At 69.5% G+C, this 22,210-nt stretch carries 19 protein-coding genes; 10 read left to right on the plus strand and 9 right to left on the minus strand.

Annotation, left to right across the window (positions count from 1 at the left end):
• Window positions 1-161 precede the first annotated feature (161 nt).
• The 4 genes from AB0D57_RS20310 to AB0D57_RS20325 form a co-directional block, all read right to left on the minus strand.
• Entirely contained in the window at window positions 162-599 is a 438-nt protein-coding gene (locus tag AB0D57_RS20310) for an alpha/beta hydrolase (protein ID WP_362074345.1), read from the minus strand.
• A 164-nt stretch (window positions 600-763) separates the two neighbouring features.
• Complete coding sequence (locus AB0D57_RS20315) at window positions 764-1,003, minus strand: hypothetical protein (RefSeq protein ID WP_362074348.1); 240 nt, start codon at window positions 1,001-1,003, stop codon at window positions 764-766.
• Between the two features lie 351 nt (window positions 1,004-1,354).
• Window positions 1,355-2,296, minus strand: coding sequence for a D-2-hydroxyacid dehydrogenase family protein (locus AB0D57_RS20320; RefSeq protein WP_362074351.1), 942 nt, complete (start codon window positions 2,294-2,296; stop codon window positions 1,355-1,357).
• A 111-nt stretch (window positions 2,297-2,407) separates the two neighbouring features.
• Window positions 2,408-2,707: a hypothetical protein gene (locus AB0D57_RS20325; protein ID WP_362074354.1), complete on the minus strand. Its 300-nt coding sequence runs from the start codon at window positions 2,705-2,707 to the stop codon at window positions 2,408-2,410.
• Between the two features lie 37 nt (window positions 2,708-2,744).
• On the opposite strand from AB0D57_RS20325, the gene AB0D57_RS20330 reads away from it, so the two are divergent.
• The 7 genes from AB0D57_RS20330 to AB0D57_RS20360 all read left to right on the plus strand — a co-directional run bounded on the left by AB0D57_RS20330 (window position 2,745) and on the right by AB0D57_RS20360 (window position 10,697).
• Window positions 2,745-3,254 carry a hypothetical protein gene (locus tag AB0D57_RS20330; RefSeq protein WP_362074357.1) on the plus strand — a complete coding sequence of 170 codons (510 nt, stop codon included), beginning with the start codon at window positions 2,745-2,747 and terminating at the stop codon, window positions 3,252-3,254.
• A 380-nt stretch (window positions 3,255-3,634) separates the two neighbouring features.
• Entirely contained in the window at window positions 3,635-4,537 is a 903-nt protein-coding gene (locus AB0D57_RS20335) for an LLM class F420-dependent oxidoreductase (protein WP_362074360.1), read from the plus strand.
• 55 nt (window positions 4,538-4,592) lie between these two features.
• Entirely contained in the window at window positions 4,593-4,997 is a 405-nt protein-coding gene (locus AB0D57_RS20340) for a nuclear transport factor 2 family protein (RefSeq protein WP_362074363.1), read from the plus strand.
• Between the two features lie 6 nt (window positions 4,998-5,003).
• On the plus strand, window positions 5,004-6,017 hold the full coding sequence (locus AB0D57_RS20345; protein ID WP_362074366.1) for an NADP-dependent oxidoreductase: 1,014 nt from the start codon (window positions 5,004-5,006) through the stop codon (window positions 6,015-6,017).
• Window positions 6,018-6,116: 99 nt separating this feature from the next.
• A complete protein-coding gene (locus AB0D57_RS20350; protein ID WP_362074369.1) occupies window positions 6,117-7,082 on the plus strand; it encodes an SDR family NAD(P)-dependent oxidoreductase in 966 nt (321 codons plus the stop codon).
• Between the two features lie 291 nt (window positions 7,083-7,373).
• Window positions 7,374-8,963 carry a carboxylesterase family protein gene (locus AB0D57_RS20355; RefSeq protein WP_362074372.1) on the plus strand — a complete coding sequence of 530 codons (1,590 nt, stop codon included), beginning with the start codon at window positions 7,374-7,376 and terminating at the stop codon, window positions 8,961-8,963.
• 66 nt (window positions 8,964-9,029) lie between these two features.
• Window positions 9,030-10,697 (plus strand): carboxylesterase family protein, encoded by a 1,668-nt coding sequence (locus tag AB0D57_RS20360; RefSeq protein WP_362074375.1) that lies wholly within the window; start codon window positions 9,030-9,032, stop codon window positions 10,695-10,697.
• A 139-nt stretch (window positions 10,698-10,836) separates the two neighbouring features.
• On the opposite strand, the gene AB0D57_RS20365 is transcribed toward AB0D57_RS20360, so the two are convergent.
• From AB0D57_RS20365 to AB0D57_RS20380, 4 genes are all read right to left on the minus strand, one after another.
• Window positions 10,837-11,562: a class I SAM-dependent methyltransferase gene (locus tag AB0D57_RS20365; protein ID WP_362074378.1), complete on the minus strand. Its 726-nt coding sequence runs from the start codon at window positions 11,560-11,562 to the stop codon at window positions 10,837-10,839.
• A 146-nt stretch (window positions 11,563-11,708) separates the two neighbouring features.
• Entirely contained in the window at window positions 11,709-14,204 is a 2,496-nt protein-coding gene (locus AB0D57_RS20370; RefSeq protein WP_362074381.1) for a SpoIIE family protein phosphatase, read from the minus strand.
• Between the two features lie 147 nt (window positions 14,205-14,351).
• Window positions 14,352-16,739 carry an MFS transporter gene (locus AB0D57_RS20375; RefSeq protein ID WP_362074384.1) on the minus strand — a complete coding sequence of 796 codons (2,388 nt, stop codon included), beginning with the start codon at window positions 16,737-16,739 and terminating at the stop codon, window positions 14,352-14,354.
• 193 nt (window positions 16,740-16,932) lie between these two features.
• Window positions 16,933-17,376: an SRPBCC family protein gene (locus AB0D57_RS20380; protein ID WP_362074387.1), complete on the minus strand. Its 444-nt coding sequence runs from the start codon at window positions 17,374-17,376 to the stop codon at window positions 16,933-16,935.
• A 161-nt stretch (window positions 17,377-17,537) separates the two neighbouring features.
• Here AB0D57_RS20380 and AB0D57_RS20385 point away from each other — a divergent pair, with 161 nt between their 5' ends.
• From AB0D57_RS20385 to AB0D57_RS20395, 3 genes are all read left to right on the plus strand, one after another.
• Entirely contained in the window at window positions 17,538-18,584 is a 1,047-nt protein-coding gene (locus AB0D57_RS20385; RefSeq protein ID WP_362074390.1) for an Rv2578c family radical SAM protein, read from the plus strand.
• Window positions 18,585-18,718: 134 nt separating this feature from the next.
• On the plus strand, window positions 18,719-20,302 hold the full coding sequence (locus AB0D57_RS20390) for an alpha/beta hydrolase (protein WP_362074393.1): 1,584 nt from the start codon (window positions 18,719-18,721) through the stop codon (window positions 20,300-20,302).
• 120 nt (window positions 20,303-20,422) lie between these two features.
• Window positions 20,423-20,962 carry a GNAT family N-acetyltransferase gene (locus tag AB0D57_RS20395; RefSeq protein ID WP_362074561.1) on the plus strand — a complete coding sequence of 180 codons (540 nt, stop codon included), beginning with the start codon at window positions 20,423-20,425 and terminating at the stop codon, window positions 20,960-20,962.
• Window positions 20,963-21,531: 569 nt separating this feature from the next.
• On the opposite strand, the gene AB0D57_RS20400 is transcribed toward AB0D57_RS20395, so the two are convergent.
• A complete protein-coding gene (locus tag AB0D57_RS20400; protein WP_362074396.1) occupies window positions 21,532-22,101 on the minus strand; it encodes an adenylosuccinate lyase in 570 nt (189 codons plus the stop codon).
• Window positions 22,102-22,210: the final 109 nt, after the last annotated feature.

A 22,210-nucleotide genomic window follows, 5' to 3' on the forward strand; every position in this document is an offset into this window, starting at 1 on the left:
CCGGGCCTCCGCAGCCATCAACAGCCGCCGCTGGCGCTCGTCCAGATGTGGGAGCAACACCGCGAACTTCACGGCGAGTTGGTCACGAGTCTCATTCGGGATGCGCATACCACACCAACGAGCTTCAGGACGGGAAGCAACACTTTGATTCCCCGCAAGCCCTAAGGGCTGTCCCGGAAGTCGTGCACGTCTGCCCCGAATTCGTGTGCGTGCTGGTAGAGGAAGCCATGTGCGGAGTCCGGGTACAGCTTCACGAACGCGTCGGGGATCAGGCTGGCCGTGAGGTGCGAGTACCAGGGCAGGATCATCCGGTCGTCGTCGCCGTTTGCGATGAAGACTGGCTGTTGGATGGCGGCGAGCCGCTGGAGCATCCCGAAGTTCGGTGTCCCCCACTTCAGGACGGCGTCGTACTGGGCGTTGCGGGTCTGCCAGGTGGTCTCCTCGTCGCGGCCCTCGGTCCGGGTGAAGATCCTTCCCAGGAACTGCTCGCCGACGGCCCTGCTGGCGGGCGACTTGGTGAAGAACGCGTGGAGCATGCCCTCGGCGTCGGTCGTCGGTTCGCCGATCGCGCCGATGACGTCTGGCGCCCAGCCGTGCATGCCTGGTGCGCCCTGGGGGCGGTCGAGGCCAAGATCAACTTTGCCGTCAGTGACGGCCTCGCGAGTGCGAACTCCTGCGCAATGAAACTGCCGATGGAGAACCCGAGCACATCGATGCTGTCGAGTCCGAGTGCCTCGACGAAGACGATCGCGTCGTCGGCCATCTACGCGAAGGTGGTGGGAGTGGTCCCGGTGGTGGCGCCCACGCCCACGTTGTCGAAAGCGATGACGTCGCGTGAAGCGGCCAGCGCGTCGATCAGCTCGGGATCCCAGTTTTCCAGGTTTCCTCGGAAGTGCTGCAGCAGGACCAGCGGGCGTCGGCCCCTCGGCCCGAGACGCCGGTATGCGTACTTGATTCCGTTCGTTCCTGCGACCGTCGAGGTCTGGACCTCCAGGTACTTCACGCTGTCCTCCATTGCCGGTCCAATCTGTGCGATGAGTGGCAGGGCGGGAGGCGCCGGTGCCAGGCCTTCGGGCTACGTACGCTGCCCGTTGCGGCGCAGGCATCTTTCTCAGTCTCCCGAAATGCGCCGAGGGGGCACGCCTCGATTGGTCCGGAAGCAGGATGGATCAGCAACGGGGTGCTCGTCCCCCACCTATATGGGTGAGGGAGCACTGGCTGACGGACGGATCCGGGGTTGCGCTGTTCACGGCCCGCGCCACGGAGGATCGTCCCGGCTGCGGTGCTGAATCCTGGCGTGCCATCGCCGGTGAGTGGACCGTCCCATGAGGGGACGGTCGAGCCAGTCCTATGTTCAGGTCAGGGTCCGTAGCGGAGAGCCCGTGGCCCACGCTGCGATGTCTTCGACTGCGTCCTGGTAGAACACCTGGTACAGGTCCCGGCTGACGTATCCGATGTGCGGGGTCACCACTGCGTTGTGCAGGGAACGCAGAGGATGGTCGGCAGGCAGCGGTTCGCGATCGAAGACGTCCAGTGCCGCGCCCGCGATCCTCTTCTCGTTCAGCGCGTCCAGGAGGGCGGCTTCGTCGATCACGGGCCCGCGTGATGTGTTGACCAGGATCGCGGTGGGCTTCATCAGGCGCAGTTCACGTTCGCCGACGAGCCCGCGGGTGCGCTGGCTCAGCGCGACGTGGATGCTCAGCACGTCTGATCGGGCGAACAACTCGTCGCGTGGAACGTAGGTCACGCCCTTGGTCTGAGCGTCTTCCGGCCGGAGATTCTGGCTCCAGGCGATGGTCTGCATGTCGAAGGCTTTGCCGATCTCTGCCACACGGGTGCCCAGCCGTCCCAGGCCCAGGACTCCCAGAGTGGCGTGGCGCAGGCTCGTTCCCAGGCCCACCTGCCAGCCGCCGCGACGTACCGACTCCACGTTCTGGGGGATCAGGCGGGCTGCTGAGAGGATCAGTCCCCATGTCAGTTCGGCCGTGGGGTGGGAGAAGTACCCCGTTCCGCTGACGGTGATGTTCAGTCGCCGGGCGGCATCGACATCGATCGCGGCGTTGCCGGGGCCTGTGGTGACGAGCAGGGCGAGTTTGGGCAGCCGGCCCAGTGTCGAACTCGGAAACGGCGTCCGCTCGCGCATCGCCACCACGACGTCGTGGTCGGCCAGCGCCGCGATGACTTCCGCCTCGTCGCTGAACGGCTCGTTGAAGACGTCTACTTGAGCGTGCAGGGAATCCCAGTCCGCCAGGCTCAGGGCGACGTTCTGATAGTCGTCGAGTACTGCGACCTTCATGTTCGGTCACCGGCTCTCGTGATCGGCACGCTTTCATGGATACCAGGCGGAATCGTGCTGGCGGCCCGTTTGCGCCATCGGCCCGCCAGTTTCCTCCCAGCGGCTTCCGTCTCAACCGCGGGGCAGGCCTCTGGCACGTTCACCTTTCCAGTACGCCTGCGCGTCGATCTCGGACAGGGTCCAGGGCAGGAAGATGACGCGGTAGATGATCGGGGCCACCACCCGGTCCATGACGTCGTCACCACTGAAGGCGCCGCCGGACCGGGCGGGCAGTCCGACCGCGACCATCGGGACGGTGATGGCGTCGCTGCCCCGTTCGGCGATCAGTTCCTCAACAGCTTTCCTGATGGACGCGAGCACGGTGGCACTGCGGCCGCCGGTGCGGCGCCGCAGGGTCGACTCTGCAGCCATGAACATCACAGTAACGCACAGATCCTGGCCTTAGTTCGTGGCTAGCATTCCCGTACACATGGCGGCGTGGACGCCGGCCGGGCTGTTCATGGGGCTCGTGCCCACCATCATCCGCGACCTGCCAGCACTGCACAGCGGTCTCCTGACCGGCGCCACGGCCTTCGTCCAGCCCGCGGCCGCCGCCATGGCCGGCCTTTCCCTCGGCCGCCTCCCACCCCGCCGCACCGTCGCCGTCGGCGGTACGGGCGTGCTGCTGGGCACCGCGGTCAACATGGCCTGTGTCGCCACCGCGACACTCCCGCTGCTGTGGGTGGGAGGCCTCATCGGTGGTGTGGGCGTCGGCGCCTCCTTCTCCGGAGCCCTGCGCACCATCACCCCCCTCGCACAGCCCCACCAGAGGGCCGGGCTCTTCGCGGCCGTCTACCTGGTCACCTACCTGAGCTTCGTTGTCCCGGCGATCATCGCGGGACTCCTGATCACCCCGCTCGGCCTGCTCGACAGCGTCCTCGGCTACGGCATCGCCATCATCGCCACCGCCGCCCTCTGACTGCTCGCGCAGTACCGCATTCACACGCGCCGCTGACCGATGGCGCGCGCACTGGTGACGGCCGATGAGTACCAGCGGCTGTCCGCCCCTTGTCTCTCGGCGGGCAGACCGACTCCCTCACCTATACAGATGAGAGAAACACAGCCGGCTGATGACTAGGAATTGAGGTCATGAAGACCGCCGAGCGCATCCGACGCCACCTCGCGAGGACAACGCCCGGGTTCGCCACCGGCGAGGCCGAATTCCAGGCCCTCGGCCGAGCCGCGGCAGCAGCGGCCCGACCGGCCCAGCGCACGGCACGCCCCCCTGCGGGCCAGGGAAGATCCACGCACACAGATCCGCAGCACGAATAACGCATTCACCCCAGTGAGGGACAAACAATGCACTCCGCACCTCGCACCGCACCGCAGCAGTCCCTGGGCCGCTTCGGAATCTTCAGCCACGAACTGCGCTCCGAAGACCCGGCGCTTCAAGAACAGCGGCGACGCGCGGCAGCCGAGCTGGAAGGACTCGGCTTCGGCGCGATCTGGCTCGGGGGCAACAGCAGCGTGCACCACGCCGCCGCGCTCGCCGGGTCCACTGAACGCATCGCCCTGGCCACCGGCATCCTCAACATCTGGCACGAGGACGCCGACACTGTGGCCCGGCAGCGAGCCGAGCTGGAAGAAGCCCACCCTGGCCGGTTCCTCCTGGGTCTGGGCGCAAGCCACGCGCAGCTGGCCCAGAACTACCAGCGGCCCTACTCCACGATGGTCGGCTACCTCGACGCCCTCGACAACGCTGCCACCCCCGTCCCGGCCGACCGCCGGATCCTGGCGGCGCTCGGACCGAAGATGCTGCGTCTCGCCCGCGACCGGGCCGCCGGCGCCCACCCCGCCATGGTCACCCCCCAATACATCAAGCAGGCCCGGGAGGTCCTGGGCGACGGACCGCTCCTGGCTCCCGTGGTCACCGTGGTCCTGGAAAGCGACCCCGTCCGAGCACGTGCCATCGCACGCGACTTCCTCGACCTGTATCTCCGGCTGCCCAACTACACGACTAACTTCGAACGCCTCGGCTTCACCGACGAAGACTTCACCGGCGGCGGCAGCGACCGCCTGCTCGACGCCCTGGTGGCCTGGGGAACCGACGACGCGATCAGCGACCGCCTGACCGGGTTCCACACCGCCGGCGCCGACCACCTGGCCCTGCAGCTCATCACCAGCGAGGAAGGCGAGACCCCGCCGCTCACCCAGTGGCGCCGCCTCGCCGACCTCACCGGCGTCACCGCGAAGAGCGCGTAGCCGCACACGTGACGACGTCCGAAGCACCCATGACAATCATCCTCTGGAGCACGGCATGTCCACACCCGAGCAGAACAAAGAACTCGTTCTGACAGCCTTCGACACACTCTTCGGCAGGCGCGACTACGCGGCCGCGGAGGAATTCTGGTCCGAGGACTACCTTCAGCACAGCCGACACATCCCGCCGGGACGGGAGGGTCTGTTCAACCTCGTCCGCGCCCTGCCCGCCACCCTGCGCTACGACAACCAGCTCGCGGTCGCCGAGGGCGACCACGTGATGCTCTTCGGCCGGTACTCCGGCACCGGCGAGACCGCCTCCGTCGTGGCCGACGTCGTACGTGTCGAGAACGGCAGACTGGCCGAACACTGGGACGTCTGGGAGGACGAGGCGACCCGCGCCGAGTCCGCAAGCGCTCTGCCGATGTTCGGCAACCACTTCCCGCCCGACCGGGCGAGGTGAGCCGAGATGACCGGCACCAATCGCCAGTTCCGCCTCAAGGCCCGCCCGGCCGGCCCCTTCAAAGATTCCGACTTCGAGCTCGTCCAGACCCCCATTCCCGTGCCCGGCGACGGCGAGCTCCTGGTCAAGGTCACACACCTGTCGATCGACCCTGCCATGCGCGGCTGGATGAACGCAGGTCACGTCACTCCGGCGGACGTCGGAGCGGTCATGCGGGCGATCACGATCGGACAGGTCGTGCACTCCCGCCACCCCGGCTTCGCGGAGGGCGACGTCGTCCACGGCATGTTCGGCGTCCAGGAGTTCGCTCTTTCGGACGGAACCGGGGTCTACAAGGTCCACCCCGAGGAGGGCAGGTCGCTCGCGGCGTATCTCGGCGTCCTGGGCATGACCGGCATGACCGCCTACTTCGGGCTCCTGGACGTCGGCCGGCTCGCCGCGGGCGACGTGGTGCTCGTATCGGGAGCGGCCGGGGCCGTCGGAAGCGTCGCCGGTCAGATCGCGAAGATCAAGGGCGCGCACGTGATCGGGATCGCGGGCGGTCCCGAGAAGACACGCATGCTCGTCGACCGGCTCGGGTTCAACGCCGCCATCGACTACAAGCAGGACGACTTTCTCGACCAGCTGCGCGACCGCACCCCCCGATACGTCGACGTGTTCTTCGACAACGTCGGCGGTGACATCCTCAACCAGGCACTCACCCGCCTCGCCCGCGGCGCGCGAGTCGTCATCAGCGGGGCGATCTCCCAGTACGACAACGCCGATACGGTCGTGGGACCGAGCAACTACCTGACCCTGCTGTACCAAAGCGCCTCCATGGCAGGCGTCGCCGTTCCCGCATTCGCCCACCGGTATCCCGAGGCCATGGCGCAGATGTCGCACTGGCTCGCCGCCAGTCAGCTGACGAGCGTCGAGGACACGGTGTACGGCGACATCGAGACGTTCCCGGCCACGCTCAGACGCCTGTTCACCGGCAAGAACACCGGCAAGCTCGTCCTCGAACTCGAGCACCGGGCGTGAGCCCCCGCCCCGGACACACCTGCACTGGTCCGCCGGACCGACTCCCTCACCTGTTCAGGCGAGGGAAGAACAACCGACCAATGACTAGGACTTGAGGTCATGACAACCACCCAGCGCATCCACACCCCCTTCGGAGAAGAGTCGACGGCCGCCGAGGTCATCGAAGGCGTCGACCTCGCCGGCAAGCACGCAATCGTCACCGGCGCCTCCGCAGGTCTCGGCGCCGAGACCGCGCGTGCCTTCGCCGGCGCCGGCGCCTCGGTCACTCTCGCGGTCCGCAACACGGACGCCGGCGAGCGCACCGCGACCGACATCCGTAAGGCGACCGGAAACGACGCCGTCCATGTCGGCCGGCTCGACCTCGCCGACAAGGCGTCGATCACCGCCTTCACGAGATCCTGGTCCGGGCCCCTGCACATCCTCGTCAACAACGCCGGCGTGATGGCACTGCCCACGCTCGAGCGCACACCGGACGGCTGGGAACTGCAGTTCGCGTCCAACCATCTCGGCCACTTCGCGCTCGCCGTCGGCCTGCACGACGCGCTCGCGGCGGCCGGCAACGCGCGGATCGTGTCGCTGAGCTCCCGAGGCCACCACGCCTCGCCCGTGGAGTTCGACGACATCAACTTCACCTCCCGCGCCTACGACCCGTGGCTCGCCTACGGGCAGTCCAAGACCGCCAACGTTCTCTTCGCGGTCGGAGCGACCAACCGCTGGGCCACCGACGGGATCACCGCCAATGCCGTCCACCCCGGCGTGATCATGTCGACGAACCTGTCGCGCTACATGGTTCCGGACCAGGCCGCACAGCTGCGCGCCGCCGAGGCGGCCGGGGAACTGGGCTCGATCCAGGGCGCGCCGTTCCGGTTCAAGACGATCGCCCAGGGCGCCGCGACGAGCGTGCTGGTCGCGACCTCTCCCCAGCTGGAGGGCATCGGCGGTCGCTACTTCGAGGACAACAACGAGGCGGAGAAGCTGACGCCCGCGGCCGTCGGATCATCCCCCGGAACTCTCAGCACGGGTGCCTGCCGCCACCCGAGTCGTCCTCGAGGTGTGAAGGCCTGAGACCCGGCGGCGGCCGACAACGTTTCAAGTGTTGTAGGAAATCCTGTCGCACATATTGCTGACAGTGTCCCGCGCGGTTACGTTTTCGGACACGCGAGCACGGCTCATCGTGCTCGTGACACACGTCCCGTCGCAGCGTGAGCAGCCGCCACAACCACATACGCACGTGCCCGCACACCGTTCCGCCGCGCCGACCGGTGCGTATCCCATTCACTGGTTTTCTTCAGCCGCCCCCACCACCGGTCTCCCGGCGTGACCCTCTCCTCGGAGGCGCGCGTGATCAGACCTGCCATGAAACAGCGCTTGGCCGCATGGACGGCGGCCCTCGTCGTACCCGCCATGGCCCTCGTGGCCTCGACCGTCGCCACTGATTCCGCCGACCACGCGAACAACGCGGCGGACCGGGGCGGCTCGACCCCGGTCGTCCGGACCGACAGCGGTCTCGTCCGGGGCGTCACGACCGCCCGAGCCGAGCAGTTCCTCGGCCTTCCCTACGCGAAACCGCCCCTGCGCGAGCTGCGGTTCGCGCCTCCTGCCGCGCCCGCGCCCTGGACCGGCGTACGCCAGGCGGACCGGCAGTCGCCCGCCTGTATCCAGTTCGAACCCACTGGCATCCGGGAGGAGCAGACCGTCAGCGAGGACTGCCTCTACCTGGACGTATACCGTCCGTCGCAGATCCCCAAGAACACCAGGCTGCCCGTCATGGTGTGGTTCCACGGCGGCGGCCACACCCAGGGCACCGGTGTCATCTACGGCGGCAGCACCATGGCCGCGAAGACCGGCACCGTCGTCATCTCGGTCAACTACCGCCTGGGCGCGCTCGGTTTCCTCGCCCACCCGGCCCTCAGCGCGGTCACCCCGGGCGGGTCCGGCAACTACGGGCGCATGGACCAACTGGCTTCGCTGAAGTGGGTCCGCGACAACATCGCGCGCTTCGGCGGCGATCCTGGGAACGTGACCGTCTACGGCCAGTCCGCGGGCGGCAGCGCCGTCTGCGACCTGATGGCCATGCCCGCCGCGCGCGGTCTGTTCGACAAGGCGATCGTGCAGAGCTCGGTCTGCACGAGCACCCGGACGACACTGGCGGCCGGTGAGCAGAGCGGTGTCAAGTTCGCCCGGTCCGTGGGCTGTACGGACGCAGCCGACGTGGTGAACTGCCTGCGCAGGGCGTGGCCCGGGACGCTCGTCGCCAACCAGGCCAACTACCTCGGCTCCTCCAAGGTGGGCGGCGCACTCCTCCCGAAGTCCTTCACGACCGCCTTCGCCGACGGCACTTGGAACGCCGTACCGCTGCTCACCGGCAACACCCGATCCGAGAACCGCCTCACCTCGACCGCGCTCGCCGGGATCACCGCCCAGGGCTACAAGGACATGGTCCGCGAGACGTACGGTGAACGAGCCGACCGCGTACTGGAGTTGTACCCCCTGGGCAGCTTCAAGAGCCCCTATGACGCCATCACACAGGTCCAGACCGACGCGCAACGCGCCTGCCCCAACGCCCAGATGGCCCGGACCGTGGCAGCCAAGGCCCACACCGCGGTCTACCGCTACGAGTTCAACGACCCGACCTCACCGACGCTCTACGGGTTCCGCATCCCCGGCGAGGACATGTCCAACGGGCACAGCGCCGAACTCGCCTACCTCTTCGACTTCGCCCTCGGCGAGAAGCCTCTCACCGCGCAGCAGAAGCGGCTCTCGGACCAGATGATGCGCTACTGGGGCGCCTTCGCCCACAGCGGCGACCCAAACGTCAAGGGCGCCCTTTCCTGGCCGCTCCACGACGCCACCGCTCAGCAGGTGATGCAGCTGCGCACCGCCGGAGCGAGCCAGGTGATCACCACCTACACGGCGGACCACCACTGCGGCTTCTGGCTCGGCTGACGTCGGCCCGGAACCCCCCGTACGTCCCAACCCCTCACCCTCACCCTCAACAGGAAGCAGGGATCGATGAGCCGCGGAAGAATCCACGGAAAAGGCGGAAGAGTCGGCACGGCCCTGGCCATCGCAGGCCTGCTCGGTCTGGGCCTCATGACCCCACTGTCGTCGACCGGCGCGTCGGCGCAAGGCAGCGAACGCCCCACCTCGACCGTGGTGCAGACCACGGACGGCAAGGTCAAGGGCAGCAGCCAGACCGGGTACGACGAGTGGCTCGGCATCCCGTACGCCGCTTCGCCCACCGGCGCTCAACGCTGGACCGCCCCGCAGCCGGCCGCCGACTGGAAGGGCGTACGCGACGCCACCGGGTTCAGCGACCGCTGCGCCCAGCCCTCCGGCTGGGACCCGGGCTACGAGAAGCCGACCACCACCGAGGACTGTCTCTCCCTCAACGTCTATGTGCCGGAGGGCACGAAGGGGCGCCTCCCGGTCCTCGTCTGGATCCACGGCGGTGGCTACTTCGGTGGCGCCGGGCAGGACACCGACCCGCGCAAGTTCGTGGAACAGACGGGCTCGGTCGTCGTCACCGTCAACTACCGGCTCGGCCCGCTCGGCTTCCTCAACCTGCCCGAGCTGCGCAAGGAGAGCGCAAACGGCGCCGGAAACTACGGGCTGCTGGACCAGCAGGCGGCCCTGCGCTGGGTGCAGTCCAACATCACCCACTTCGGCGGTAACCCGAAGAACGTCACCATCGCCGGCCAGTCCGCCGGGGCGAGCTCCGTCTGCGCCCAGCTCGCCTCGCCCACCGCCAAGGGCCTGTTCGCCCGCGCGGGCATCATGAGCGGCAGTTGCAGCATGCAGTCCGCGGCGGCCGGTGAGACGCAGAGCCAGGCCTTCGTCAAGGAGATCGGCTGCTCCACCGCCTCCGACGTGCTGGCCTGCCTGCGCGCCAAGCCCGCCTCAGCGATCGTCGCCGCCCAGCAGAAGGCAGCCGTACGGCCCTCCCTCGGCGGCACCGCCTTCCCGACCGACCCTGGAGTCGCCGTACAGACCGGGAAATTCAACCGCGTCCCGGTCATGCTCGGCCAGACCAACAGCGAACGCGGCCTGTCCACGTTCCAGAACTACGACTACCTCGGCAAGCCGATGACCGCCGCCCAGTACGAGACGGAGGTCCGCGCGGCCTACGGCGCGAACGCCGACAAGGTCCTCGCCGCATACCCGCTCAGCGCCTACAAGACGCCCGGCGAGGCCTGGACCGCCGCCCAGAACGACTCCACCTCGTACACCCGCCGGCAACTGATGGGCACCCTCGCGCGCTGGACGCCCACCTACGCCTACGAGTTCGCCGAGAGCGACACACCGCACTTCACCTCCATCTTCCGGATCCAGCAGCAGAGCGAAACCGCGCGGAACTTCCCGTTCGGCGGCGCCATTCATGTCGACGACCTCGGCTACCTCTGGGAATACCTCGGTCAGACCATGCCGTACGACGACGACCAGCTGGAACTGTCCGAGCAGATGATCCGCTACTGGGGCCGCTTCGCCGCGAACGGCGACCCGAACGGCGCCCGCACCCCGACCTGGCCGAAGTACAGCACCAGGACCGGGGCCCTGATGTCGCTCTCCGCCTGCGACACCTCCCCGGCGAGCGGCGCCTCCCCGGCCGCCTGCTCCAAGGTCTCCACCCAGTTCGACGAGGCACACCACCTCGACTTCTGGCAGAGCCTCTCCTCCTGACGGCCCGCGCACGCCGACGCTCCCGTGCTCCTGGCAGCCGGGAGCGCCGGGCAAAGGCGCGCACACCGAGACGCCCCTCACCCCCTGAGGCCGTCACCGGTTTGGGTGGTGCCCGCGGGCACCACCCAAACCGTCTGCGTCAAGCCGTGCGTCCCACCACCTGCCACTTCGACGGCAGCTCCAGCCGTGTCCCTGCCGACGTGTACTCCGTGGTGACCAGCGGGAGTTCACCGCTCGCGAGCACGGTCAGACCCGCCGCGCCCAGGTACACCGGCACCGCGGCGTCCGCCACCTCACCCGGGGCGATCCCGTGCTCCAGGACCGGCCGGAGTTTGGGCGGTGGTCCCTCCGGGCTCTGCGCGAGGCCCATCAGAACGGGGCGCGCGTCTTCGGACAGCTCGACCAGGAAGGCGCGGCCGCGCTCCCCGACGAGAGTCGCGATGCCGTCGACGAGGACCTGCCGGTCCTCGGCCTCGCACTGGTGGAGGACACCCCGCATGTACACGTTGGCGTCGCCGATTTCCCCGTGCAGCGCCTCGACCTCGCTCTTCTCCGCGAAGTCGAGCGCCCGGTAGCCGGCCGTGCCCTCCGGGTCCGCCCGACGGGCGTGCTCCAGTGCGGCCGGCGAGATGTCGGCGCCGACGACCCGGGTGAACCGCTCGGCAAGGAACCGTGTCTGAGTGCCGTTGCCGCATCCCAGGTCCACCAGGGGAAGCTCGAAGTCCACGAGGCGCGGTTCGAAGAGGGCGAGATGGACGCCGGCGGTCAGCACGGGCTCCGCATCCCAGAACACCGCCCCCTTCTCGTCGGAGGCCTCACGCCAGAAGCCCTCCCAGGCCTCCCTGTAACGACTCGTCACGCTCATGCACAACTCCCCAGGATGCGACGCCGACCCGTCGGAGGCGACGGCCGAGATCGGTCTATCGCGCCCCGGTCACCGTCACAAGCGCCTGGCGCATTCCTTCACGGCTCATTCGACGTGCGTACGTCGGTGGGCGCCCCGCGCGCCCCTCACTCCCCGGCGGATCGACTGCGCCGCGGCGGGAGCGTCAGCTCGAACCAGACGGTTTTCCCCGCGCTCGTACGGCTCGTGCCCCACTCCCGGGCCAGCGTGCTGACCACGCGCAGACCGCGTCCGTACTCGTCGTCCGGGCCTGCGCTGAGCAGCGTGGGCAGCGCGTGGTCGTCGTCGGCCACCTCGCACAGCAGGGTGTCGCCGCGCACGAGCCGCAGCTCGACCTGACGGCTGTGCGCATGCCGTACGGCGTTCGCCACCAGCTCAGCGGCCATCAGCTCGGCCAGGTCGGCGAGCCCGCCGAGGCCCCATTCGTGGAGCTGTTCGCGGACCACGGCACGGGCCCGGCCGGCCTCGATCGGGTCGAGCGCGAGCCGCCACTCGGCGACGTCCTCGGGCTCGATGCCGTTGAGCCGCGCCATCAGCAGGGCCACGTCGTCCTTACGGCCGCCGCGGGTGTTGAGGGCGCGGATGATGGTGTCGCAGGCGTCGTCCATGGACGCGGCCGGGTGGGCGGCGGACTCGCAGAGCGTGGCGAGGCCGACGCCGATGTCCTCGCCGCGCACCTCGACCAGGCCGTCGGTGCACATCACCAGCCGGTCACCGGGGGCCACGCGTACGCGTATCGCCTCGAAGGGCACGCCGCCGACGCCGATGGGCGCGCCGGTCGGCAGGTCGAGCAGTTCGCTGTGGCCGTCCTCGGCGCGGACCAGGACGGGCGGAATGTGGCCGGCGTTGGCGATGTGCAGCTCGCCGACGATGGGGTCGTAGACCGCGTACAGGCAGGTCGCGAGGTAGTGCTCGCCGAGTCGCTGGGCCAAGTCGTCGAGATTGCGAAGGAGTTGGGCGGGCGGCAGGTCGAGCGCGGCCATGGTCTGGACGGCGGTGCGTAACTGGCCCATCATCGCCGCCGAGTTGAGGCCGTGCCCCATGACGTCGCCGACGACGAAGGCGGTTCGGGAACCGGGCAGTTTCACCGAATCGAACCAGTCGCCACCGACGCGGCCGAGGAGTGTGCCGGGCAGATAGCGGGTCGCGATGTCGCAGCCGGCCATGCGGGGCGCGATGTGCGGCAGCATGCTGTCCTGGAGGGTCTCGGCGACGCTCTCCTGGTAGGTGTACATGCGCGCGTTGTCGAGCACGAGGCCGGCGCGGGCGGCGAGTTCGGCGCCGGTGACCCGGTCCATGTCGTTGAACTCGACGCGCTCGGGGTGGCGCAGCAGGACCATGAAGCCGAGCACCACATGGCGGGCCTTGAGGGGCACGACCAGCATGGAGCGGTGGGTGATGAGCGGCCGGATGTCGCGCTTCTCGAACTGCGCGGCGATCATGTGCCCCATCTGCTCGCTGATGCGCGGCACCAGGACGGGCTCACCGGTGGTCATGCACTGGAAGAACGGCGTGTGCGCGGGGAACGGCATGGCCTCGCCGACCGGTACGACATCGTCCCAGCGGCCGGGCTCGTCCGTGTGCTCGATGGCGACGCGGTGCCACATGGTGGTCGTGTCGGGCACACCGTCGGGGAAGCCCTCGCCGGCGACGACCTGTTCGCGCAGATAGGTGCCCGCGACATCGGTGAAGCGCGGCACCACGGCCCGGCTGACCTCGATGATCGTCTGCGACAGGTCGAGGGAGGTGCCGATGCGTCCGCTGACCTCGTTGAGGAACTCCAGGTGTTCGCGCACGGCGACGTACTCGAGGTCCTCGCCCTCGTCCACCACGTCCTGGACGTCCCGCGGCAGGGGCTCGCCGGACGCGGCCGCCCGGGCCGCCAGTTCACGGCGCGCCTTGCGCTCGGTCCGTCGGGGCACACCCCAGTCGGGGGTGACCGGCACCCGGTCGTTCTGGCTGAACTCCAGGACGGGATAGCCCAGTTCGAGAACCTGCGCGACGATGCGGGCGCCCTCGCCCACGCTCATACTGGGCAGGATCTCGGGCAGTCTGCGGGCCAGTTCCTCGGCGCCGGGGAAGTCGGTGTGCAGCGCGAAGGCGGGCGCGATGCGCTCGACGGCCACCTCGTCGTCCTCGTGGCGCAGTGCGCCCGCGTCGGCGGCGAGCACCAGCAGCCGCTCCTGTCCGGGGCCGATCAGCGGGTACGCCCACCACAGCACGTCGACGCGGTCCCGGTCGGGCACCGTGAGCCGGGCGCGCCCGGCGGCCGGGTAGGAGAGCCGCCCGTCGAGGGAGGACTCCAGGTCGGGGCCGAGTCCGTCGTACGCCGCGTACGCCCCGTAGGGCGCCGACTCGTCCTGCTCGGGGATTGCGCCGGAGACGGGGAGCAGGTCGACGGCGGGGCGGCCCACCGCGTCCTCCTTGGGGGCGCCGAACAGACGCCGGGCTCCGGTGCTCCAGTGCGACACGAGGCCGTCGTGGCCCACGACCACCACGGCCAGCGGGATGCGACCGGCGTCGGCGTGCTCCGCCGCGCCGCTCCCAGCTCCGCGGCTGAGAGGTGCGCCCACTTCGGTGCCACGCGCGTTGCCGCTTTCCATGGCCCAGGCCCTTTCTCCCCACGGCTCCGCAAGATCTGTGCCGCCTCCACTACCGTACGGCGGCGGCCTGTCGCCATGTGTGGCAATACGGGAATTGACCTCTCCAGGGGGCGGCTCCGGCGCACCCGGCTCTTTCCGTGGACGGGATCAGTCCTCGTGGCCGAGTTGCAGATCCCGCTCCGTACGTCCGCCACCGGCCACTTGCAGCACGGTGGCCACCGGCGGATAGCCGGCCGCGATGACGGTGTACTCGCCGGAGGACAGGTCGATGAACCGGAACGTTCCGTCGGCGCCGGTGGTGAGCGTGTCCACCACGTTGCCTGCCGCGTCCAGGAGCGTCACGCGGGCGTCCTCGACGGGCCGTCCGCCACCGGCCCGCACGGTGCCGCGCAGCACGGCGCCACCCGCGAGTTCGACGTCCTGGCGGGTCTCGCGGGCGGCCTGCACGCTGACGGGGAGCGCGGCCGGGCGGAACGCGGGCGCGCTGGCGGCGAGGGTGTACTCGCCCGCCACCAGCTCCGTGATGGCATAGCCCCCTTCGCGCCCGCTGCGGGTGGTGGCCACCACCTCCCCGTGCACGTTGGTGAGCGTGACGATGGCGTCGCGCACCGGGGTGCCGTCCGCGGTCACCACGCTCCCGGCGAGGCGTCCCGCACCGCCGAGGACGACGTCGAGCTCCACGGGGCGCTCGCCGACCGTCACCGAGACGGCCTGCGGCTGGTGGCCCCCGGCCGCGGCGATGAGGACGTACGAGCCCGAGCCGGGCGTGGAGAGCGCGTACCGCCCGTCGTCGCCGCTGGCGCCCCGCCCGATCTGCTGTCCGGTCACGTCGATGAGGGTGAGCGCGGCGCGCGGCACGACGGTCCCGTCGGGGTGTTGGACGGTGCCGCAGACGGGGATCCCGGCGGCGTACGACGCGCGGGCCTGGGGGATCTGCGTGAGGTGTGCGGACTCGGCTTCGGCGGTGGGGGCGTTGTGGGACACCAGAGGTTTCTCCTTGAGGAAGAAGGCGATGAACAGGCCCAGGACGAGCACCGGCACGAGGTAGAGGAAGATCCGCGGCATGGCCTCCGCGTAGGCCCCGATGTAGTCGTCGCGCAGAGGGGCCGGGAGCGCGTGGACGAGCTGCGGGGTGAGGGCCTCGGGGTCCGGGAGACCGGTGCCCGGGTGCGCCGGCAGGCGATCGGCGAGCTCGTCCGAGAGCCGGTGGGCGAACAGGGTGCCGAAGATCGCGGCGCCGACGCTGCCGCCGATCTGCCGGAAGTAGTTGTTGGCGCTGGTCGCGGAGCCGAGGTCGGCCGGGCGTACCGAGTTCTGCACGGCGAGGATCAGGACCGGCATCACCATGCCGATACCGGTGCCGAGGACGGCCATCCAGATGCTGTAGTGCAGCCGGGGCGTGTCGACTTCGAGACGGGAGAGCAGCCACATGCCGACGGCCGACAGGGCGCTGCCGAGGACCGGATAGATCTTGTAGCGGCCGGTGCGGGTGATGAGCTGACCGCAGACGACCGAGGCTCCGACGATGCCGCCCATCATCGGGAGCATCAGCAGTCCGGACTCGGTGGCGCTGGCACCGTCGACCATCTGGAGGAAGGTCGGCAGATAGCTGGCGGCGCCGAAGAGGGCGATTCCGATCACCAGGCCCACCAGGCCGGTGATGTTGAAGATGCCGTCCCTGAACAGCCGCAAGGGGATGAGGGGTTCGACGGCGAAGTGTTCCACGACGAAGAAGAGGACGGTCGCGGCGAGCGCGCCCGCGCCGAGTCCCAGGATCACCCGCGAGTCCCACGCGTACTCGGTGCCGCCCCAACTGGTCAGCAGGACCAGGCAGGTCGAGGCGGCGGCGAGCAGCAGCACACCGAGCACGTCGACGCGGCCCCTGCCGAGGGGCTTGGGCAGCTTCAGTACCACGGTGACGACGGCCAGGGTGAGCAGACCGAAGGGCACGTTGATGTAGAAGCACCACCTCCAGGAGAGGTGGTCGGTGAAGTAGCCGCCCAGGAGGGGGCCCGCGACCGAGGCGAGGCCGAACGCGGCGCCGATCAGGCCCATGAAGCGGCCGCGTTCGCGCGGCGGCACGATGTCCGCGATGATCGCCTGCACGCCGATCATGAGGCCGCCCGCGCCGACGCCCTGGAGCGCGCGGAAGGCGATCAGCTGGTCCATCGTGCGCGAGCGGCCGGCGAGCACCGAGCCGATCACGAAGACGACGATCGCGAACTGGAAGACGCCCTTGCGGCCGAAGAGGTCGCCGAGCTTGCCGTAGACCGGGAGCCCGATGGTGGACGTCAGCAGATAGGCGCTGATCGCCCAGGACATCTTGTCCAGGCCGTGCAGCTCGCCGACGATCTTCGGGAGCGCGGTGGCCACGATCATCTGCTCCAGGGCGGCGAGCAGCAGCGCCAGCATGAGCCCGAAGAAGACCAACCGCACCTGTCGCGGGCTCAGTCGGGCGGACTCGGCCGCCGCCGGAGCGGAGTGCTGCGGGGGCGCGGCAGCCGGTTCGTCCTGCACCAGAGTGATCCCGCCCACTACCGCTCCCCTCGTCGCACTCACTTCGTCGCGCCCACTGCACAATTCCCGCTTATCGCGACAACTACGAGCAAGCGCGACGAGTTACGGCATAATGCCGCGCCGCGAGGAGATCCACTCGAAACGGTGAGGGTGACAACACGCCCCGGAGAGTTGCCTCTTGGACCAGGAGTTCGACCAAGTGGCCATTGGGCTACTTCTGCGTCTCGGTGGCGAGCTTGTCGAGCACCAGGTCGTAGATCCGGCCAAGGCCCTTGGGCGCGAAGGTCCTCTCGAAGAAGCCGCCGATGCCGCCCGCGCCGTTCCAGACGCTGCTGACGACGACGCGCGACGTGCCCTCGCCGGCCGGGGTGACCCGCCAGGTGGTGACCATGGAGGAGTTGCGGTCCTTCTCGACGAGCTCGCCGTCGGTGGGCTCGCTCACCTCGAGCAGGCAGTCGCGGACGCGCTTGCTGGTGGCCTGGAGCTTCCAGTGGACGAGGGTGCCCTCGCCGTCGCCGCCCTCGCGCACCTCGTACTCGCTGAAGTGCTCGGGCAGCAGCTTCGCGCGTGTGCCGCTGTAGTCGGCCAGGGCGTCGAACACCGCCTCCGCGTCCGCCGCGATGACCCGCTCCGTCGTCGCCTCGACCTGCGCCATGGCACTTCCTCCAGCACTTGTTCTCTCGGGGTTCGCGGAAAGCCAACCACCACGCGGTCCGGCCGCCCAAATCGGGGTCCCCGACGGGGCGCGAAATACCGGGTCGCACGATCAAGGGAACATGTGTTCTATTCTGTGGTCCGTGCTACCGAGGAGGCGTCATGCGCTGGGAGAACCTGACAGTGGACCCCGCCGGGGACCGCGCCCGGGACGCCGCGCTGTTCGGCGCGGACGCGGTGACCACCCGCACCTTCGACAGCCCGGAGTTCCGTGGCATCACGTTCCACGAGATCCGGGCCCGCTCGATCGTGAACCGGGTGCCGGGGGCCTCACGCATGCCCTTCGAGTGGACCGTGAACCCTTATCGGGGCTGCACGCACGCGTGCGTGTACTGCTTCGCACGCAAGACGCACAGCTACCTGGACCTCGACACGGGCATCGACTTCGACTCCCAGATCGTGGTGAAGGTCAACGCCCCGGACCTGTTGCGTCGGCAACTCGGCTCGCGCCGCTGGCACGGCGAGCACATCGCGATGGGCACCAACGTCGACTGTTATCAGCGGGCCGAGGGCCGCTACCGGTTGATGCCCGGCATCATCGCGGCCCTGCGCGACCACGCGAACCCCTTCTCGATCCTGACGAAGGGCACGCTGATCCTGCGCGACCTCGACCTCCTCGAGCAGGCCTCCCAGGTCACCGACGTCGGGATCTCCGTCTCCGTGGGCTTCACCGACCTCGAGCTGTGGCGCACCGTCGAGCCGGGCACACCGGCCCCGGAACGCCGCCTGGACGTCGTACGCACCCTGACGGACCACGGCATCGACTGCGGGGTCCTGATGGCCCCCGTGATCCCCTTCCTGGGCGATCACCCGGCTCAACTGCGCGCCACCGTCAGCGCGATCGCGGCCTCGGGGGCCACCTCCGTGACCCCGCTGGTGCTGCATCTGCGGCCCGGCGCCCGCGAATGGTTCATGGCCTGGCTGGAGCGCCACCACCCGTATCTCGTGCGCCGTTACGAGCGGTTGTACGCGGAGGGCGCGTACGCCCCGAAGTGGTACCAGCGCCGGATCACCCGTCAGGTCCACGAGCTGGCTCAGGAGTACGGCATCGGCCCCACGCGCGCGGGGATGCCCCGCAGGATCACGGCCCCCGAGCCCGCCGCGCCGGAGCCGACCGCTGCCGAGCCGACCCAGCTCACGCTGCTCTGACGGCATCCGAGCGCATCCCACGACCCAATCGGGTCAAGTCTTTACACAACGAGTTATTCCGGGCCTCCATTCCGGGACGATGCCGCGAAGGCCGTGGCCTGCACGGCTCAGAATCCTCCGTCCTGGGAGGCCTTATGACGAAACGCGCAGCTGCTCTGTGCGGGGCTGCCGCCGTGGTGGCCGGGATGATCACGTCGATCCCCGCCGACGCGAGCGCCGGCTCCGCGACCGCACCGCGCACCACCCAGACCGCGAAGCTCAGCTGGACGAAGTGCGGCACCGCCGACTACCCGACGCTCCAATGCGCGTCCCTGAAGGTGCCGCTCGACCACTCCGACCCGCTCAGCGAGCGCATCACACTCGCCCTGTCACGCGTCCCGCACACCGCGGAGACGTACCAGGGGCCGCTCTTGGTGAACCCGGGCGGCCCCGGCGGCAGCGGGCTCCAGATGGCCGGATTCGTCGCATCCTCGCTGCCCAAGAAGGTCGCGGCGCAGTACGACGTCATCGGCTTCGACCCGCGCGGTGTCGGCGCGAGCAAGCCCGCCCTGGACTGCAAGCCCAAGCACTTCGGCCCGGTGCGCGTGGACTCCCTGCCCAGCACACCGGCCATGGAGAAGGCCAACCTCGACCGCGCCGAGTCCTTCGCCAAGGCATGCGGCAAGAAGTACGCGAACCTGCTGCCGTACATCGACACGGTGAGCGCGGTCCACGACCTCGACTCGATCCGGAGCGCTCTCGGCGCCGAGAAGATCAACTACTTCGGGTACTCGTACGGCACCTACCTGGGCGCCGTGTACGGAAAGCTCTACCCGGAGCGGGTACGGCGCCTGGTGCTCGACTCCGTCGTCGACCCCGACGGTGTGTGGTACGACGACAACCTCGGCCAGAGCTACGCCTTCAACGACCGCCACCTGGCCTTCATGGCGTGGGTCGCCCGGCACGACGCGACCTACAAGCTCGGCAAGGACCCGGCCGTGGTCGAGGCCAAGTGGTACGCGATGCGGAAGGCGCTGGCCGAGAAACCCGCCCAGAAGAAGGTGGGCGCCTCCGAGCTGGAGGACACCTTCCTCCCGGGCGGTTACTACAACGGCTACTGGCCCACCCTCGCCGAGGCGTTCGCGGCCTATGCGAACAACAAGAAAGAGGAGCCGCTCGTCAAGGCCTATGGCAACTTCGGCGCCATCGACGCCGCGGGCGACAACGGCTACAGCGTGTACGCCGCGGTGCAGTGCCGCGACGCGTCCTGGCCGCGCGACTGGAACCAGTGGCGCAAGGACACCTGGGCGGTGCACGAAAAGGCGCCGTTCATGGCCTGGAGCAACGCCTGGTACAACGCGCCGTGCGCGTTCTGGCCCACGGATTCGGTGCGGCCGGTGGACGTCTCCAACGACGCCCTGCCGCCCAGCCTGCTCTTCCAGGCCACGAACGACGCGGCCACTCCCTACGAGGGTGGCGTGACGGTCCACCGCGAACTGCGCGGCTCCAGCCTGGTGGTCGAGGAGGGCGGCGGGAACCACGGCATCGTATTGAGCGGAAACACCTGCCTGGACAAGCATCTGGAGGCGTATCTGGCCGACGGCAAGGTGCCGCGCGGCGGTGGTGAGGTCGACGCGGTGTGCAAGAAGCTGCCCGACCCCAAGCCGCTGAGCACGAGGGTGACGTCCACCACGTCGCAAGGTTCGACGCTGCACGGGCTGCTCGGCTTCCACGGCTGAGCACGTCCACGGCGGCCCGTCGGGGGCGTTGTCGGACCCATGGTCCACCATGGACGCATGAGTGAGCCGACCCGCGTTCCCCTCCCCGACGGGCCTGACCGCGTTCACCCGGGCGCCGGCATGGACGACCGCACCCGCATCCGTGAAATGACCCTCGCCGACTGCGACCGCGTGGCCGAGATCCGCGTCCGCGGCTGGCAGACCGCGTACCAGGGGCTGCTACCCCAGCCCTACCTCGACGCGCTCAGCGTGGAGCAGGACGCGGCCCGGCAGCGCATGCTGTTCACGCACGGCGGCGCGGTCGTGAACCTGGTCGCGGAGCGGGCCGGCGAAGTGGTCGGCTGGGCCTGTCACGGCCCGTATCGGGACGGCGAAGTGCACACCGAGGACGCCGAGTTGTACGCCGTCTACGTCCATCCCGACCGGGTGGGGGACGGGGTGGGACGCGCGCTGCTGCGGGAGTCGGTCGGCCGCTGTGCCGACGCCGGGCACGAGCGGATGCTGCTGTGGGTCCTCAGGGAGAACGCGGGGGCACGACGGTTCTACGAGCGGGCCGGGTTCGGCCCCGACGGCGCGGAGGAGCCGTTCGACGTGGACGGTGCCGTGGTGCCCGAGGTGCGGTACGTCCGTGCGCTCACCGACTCGGGGGCGCGCCGGTAGCAGGGGAACATCTTTCCGGTTCCGACCGCTCCCTTTCGGACACCACGGACTACGCTCGAAGCACCCCGCCGCGCCCCGCCCGGAGCAGGTCCGGCCGTCTGCAGTGCGACGAGGCGGTGAGCCCGGCCGACGAGGCGCTGCGGGAGGCGGCCCGGCGGCCGCCCGCCGCGGTCCTGCCGGGCACATCTTCAGCCCCGGCCGGACAACCGGTCCGTACGGCGTTCGAGGACTAGGGCCTGTCCGGCGGATCATGCCGCAGACGCGGGGCTTGGCACGCCCATCTGCGGCGTTGTCGTCGGTCAACGACTCCCCCACTCTCGACTTCGCTCGAGCGGGGGGACCCCCATCGCGTCGCCTCCCTCCTCCGCCTTGCAGCCGCACGCACCAAGCCCCGCTCACCAGCACCTACGAGGTGCCGGTGCTTCCCTGCAACCTGATCCGCCGGACAGGCCCTAGGCCGGGCCGAAGCGGGGGCTGGAGGCGGGGCCCCAATTCGTCTGCCGGGCGAGAGACGGCATCGAGGCACCCGGTTGCCGAAGGCGGGCCCCCCGTTCACCGCGACGGCGACGTCACTTCGGCAGCCGCGCCAGCGCCCGCACCGCCGCCTCGGCGAGCGCCGGATGCGCGAGCGCCTCGTTCAGGACGGGTCTCGCCCGCATGTCAGCCATCGCGCCCAGCCCCTCCACACAGGCGAGCGCGACTCGGCGGTACGGATCCTGCGGGCGCAGCCTGCGTCGCAGCGTGGTGATCAACGCGGGTACGGCTTCGGGAGCGCGCAGCTCGACCAGGAGCCGTACCGGATGGAGGGCGTAGGCGACGCGCAGCTCGTTGGTGGCGAGCGCGGCCGCCGCGCGGGCCGTGCGCGGATCGCCGAGCCGGGCGAGTGCGTAGGCGGCGGATGCGCAGCGCTGCGGGTCACGGTGGTTCAGGAGCAGGACGAGCGCTTCGAAAGCCCGTACGTCCCCGGCGACTCCGAGCCGAAAGGCGACCAACTCCCTTGCCCACAGCGGCTGTCCGGGCTCGGTCAGCGCGGCCGCCGCGACGTCGAGGTCCTCGGTCGCCAGGAGACGGTCGTACATCGCCGAGACTCCCGCCTCGTTTCGTAGACGCTCCGTGAGTGATCGCAACTCCTCGTCCATAACACTGAGCCTAGAGGCGCCTCCTGGAGCACGGGGACCTACATCACAAACTCGGGGGCTGGCGCGCTCGTTACTCGCGGGTTAAGCTCAGACGAGCGAGTTACCCACT

Origin of the sequence: Streptomyces sp. NPDC048275 (assembly GCF_040652275.1) — a bacterium.
Taxonomy (GTDB): domain Bacteria; phylum Actinomycetota; class Actinomycetes; order Streptomycetales; family Streptomycetaceae; genus Streptomyces.

Bases quoted from the DNA above. Each gene is read 5' to 3' on its own strand.
- AB0D57_RS20310 (WP_362074345.1), bottom strand. From the start codon at position 599: ATGCACGGCTGGGCGCCAGACGTCATCGGCGCGATCGGCGAACCGACG.
- AB0D57_RS20320 (WP_362074351.1), bottom strand. From the start codon at position 2,296: ATGAAGGTCGCAGTACTCGACGACTATCAGAACGTCGCCCTGAGCCTG.
- AB0D57_RS20325 (WP_362074354.1), bottom strand. From the start codon at position 2,707: ATGGCTGCAGAGTCGACCCTGCGGCGCCGCACCGGCGGCCGCAGTGCC.
- AB0D57_RS20335 (WP_362074360.1), top strand. From the start codon at position 3,635: ATGCACTCCGCACCTCGCACCGCACCGCAGCAGTCCCTGGGCCGCTTC.
- AB0D57_RS20340 (WP_362074363.1), top strand. From the start codon at position 4,593: ATGTCCACACCCGAGCAGAACAAAGAACTCGTTCTGACAGCCTTCGAC.
- AB0D57_RS20345 (WP_362074366.1), top strand. From the start codon at position 5,004: ATGACCGGCACCAATCGCCAGTTCCGCCTCAAGGCCCGCCCGGCCGGC.
- AB0D57_RS20350 (WP_362074369.1), top strand. From the start codon at position 6,117: ATGACAACCACCCAGCGCATCCACACCCCCTTCGGAGAAGAGTCGACG.
- AB0D57_RS20355 (WP_362074372.1), top strand. From the start codon at position 7,374: ATGAAACAGCGCTTGGCCGCATGGACGGCGGCCCTCGTCGTACCCGCC.
- AB0D57_RS20360 (WP_362074375.1), top strand. From the start codon at position 9,030: ATGAGCCGCGGAAGAATCCACGGAAAAGGCGGAAGAGTCGGCACGGCC.
- AB0D57_RS20365 (WP_362074378.1), bottom strand. From the start codon at position 11,562: ATGAGCGTGACGAGTCGTTACAGGGAGGCCTGGGAGGGCTTCTGGCGT.
- AB0D57_RS20370 (WP_362074381.1), bottom strand. From the start codon at position 14,204: ATGGAAAGCGGCAACGCGCGTGGCACCGAAGTGGGCGCACCTCTCAGC.
- AB0D57_RS20380 (WP_362074387.1), bottom strand. From the start codon at position 17,376: ATGGCGCAGGTCGAGGCGACGACGGAGCGGGTCATCGCGGCGGACGCG.
- AB0D57_RS20385 (WP_362074390.1), top strand. From the start codon at position 17,538: ATGCGCTGGGAGAACCTGACAGTGGACCCCGCCGGGGACCGCGCCCGG.
- AB0D57_RS20390 (WP_362074393.1), top strand. From the start codon at position 18,719: ATGACGAAACGCGCAGCTGCTCTGTGCGGGGCTGCCGCCGTGGTGGCC.
- AB0D57_RS20395 (WP_362074561.1), top strand. From the start codon at position 20,423: ATGGACGACCGCACCCGCATCCGTGAAATGACCCTCGCCGACTGCGAC.
- AB0D57_RS20400 (WP_362074396.1), bottom strand. From the start codon at position 22,101: ATGGACGAGGAGTTGCGATCACTCACGGAGCGTCTACGAAACGAGGCG.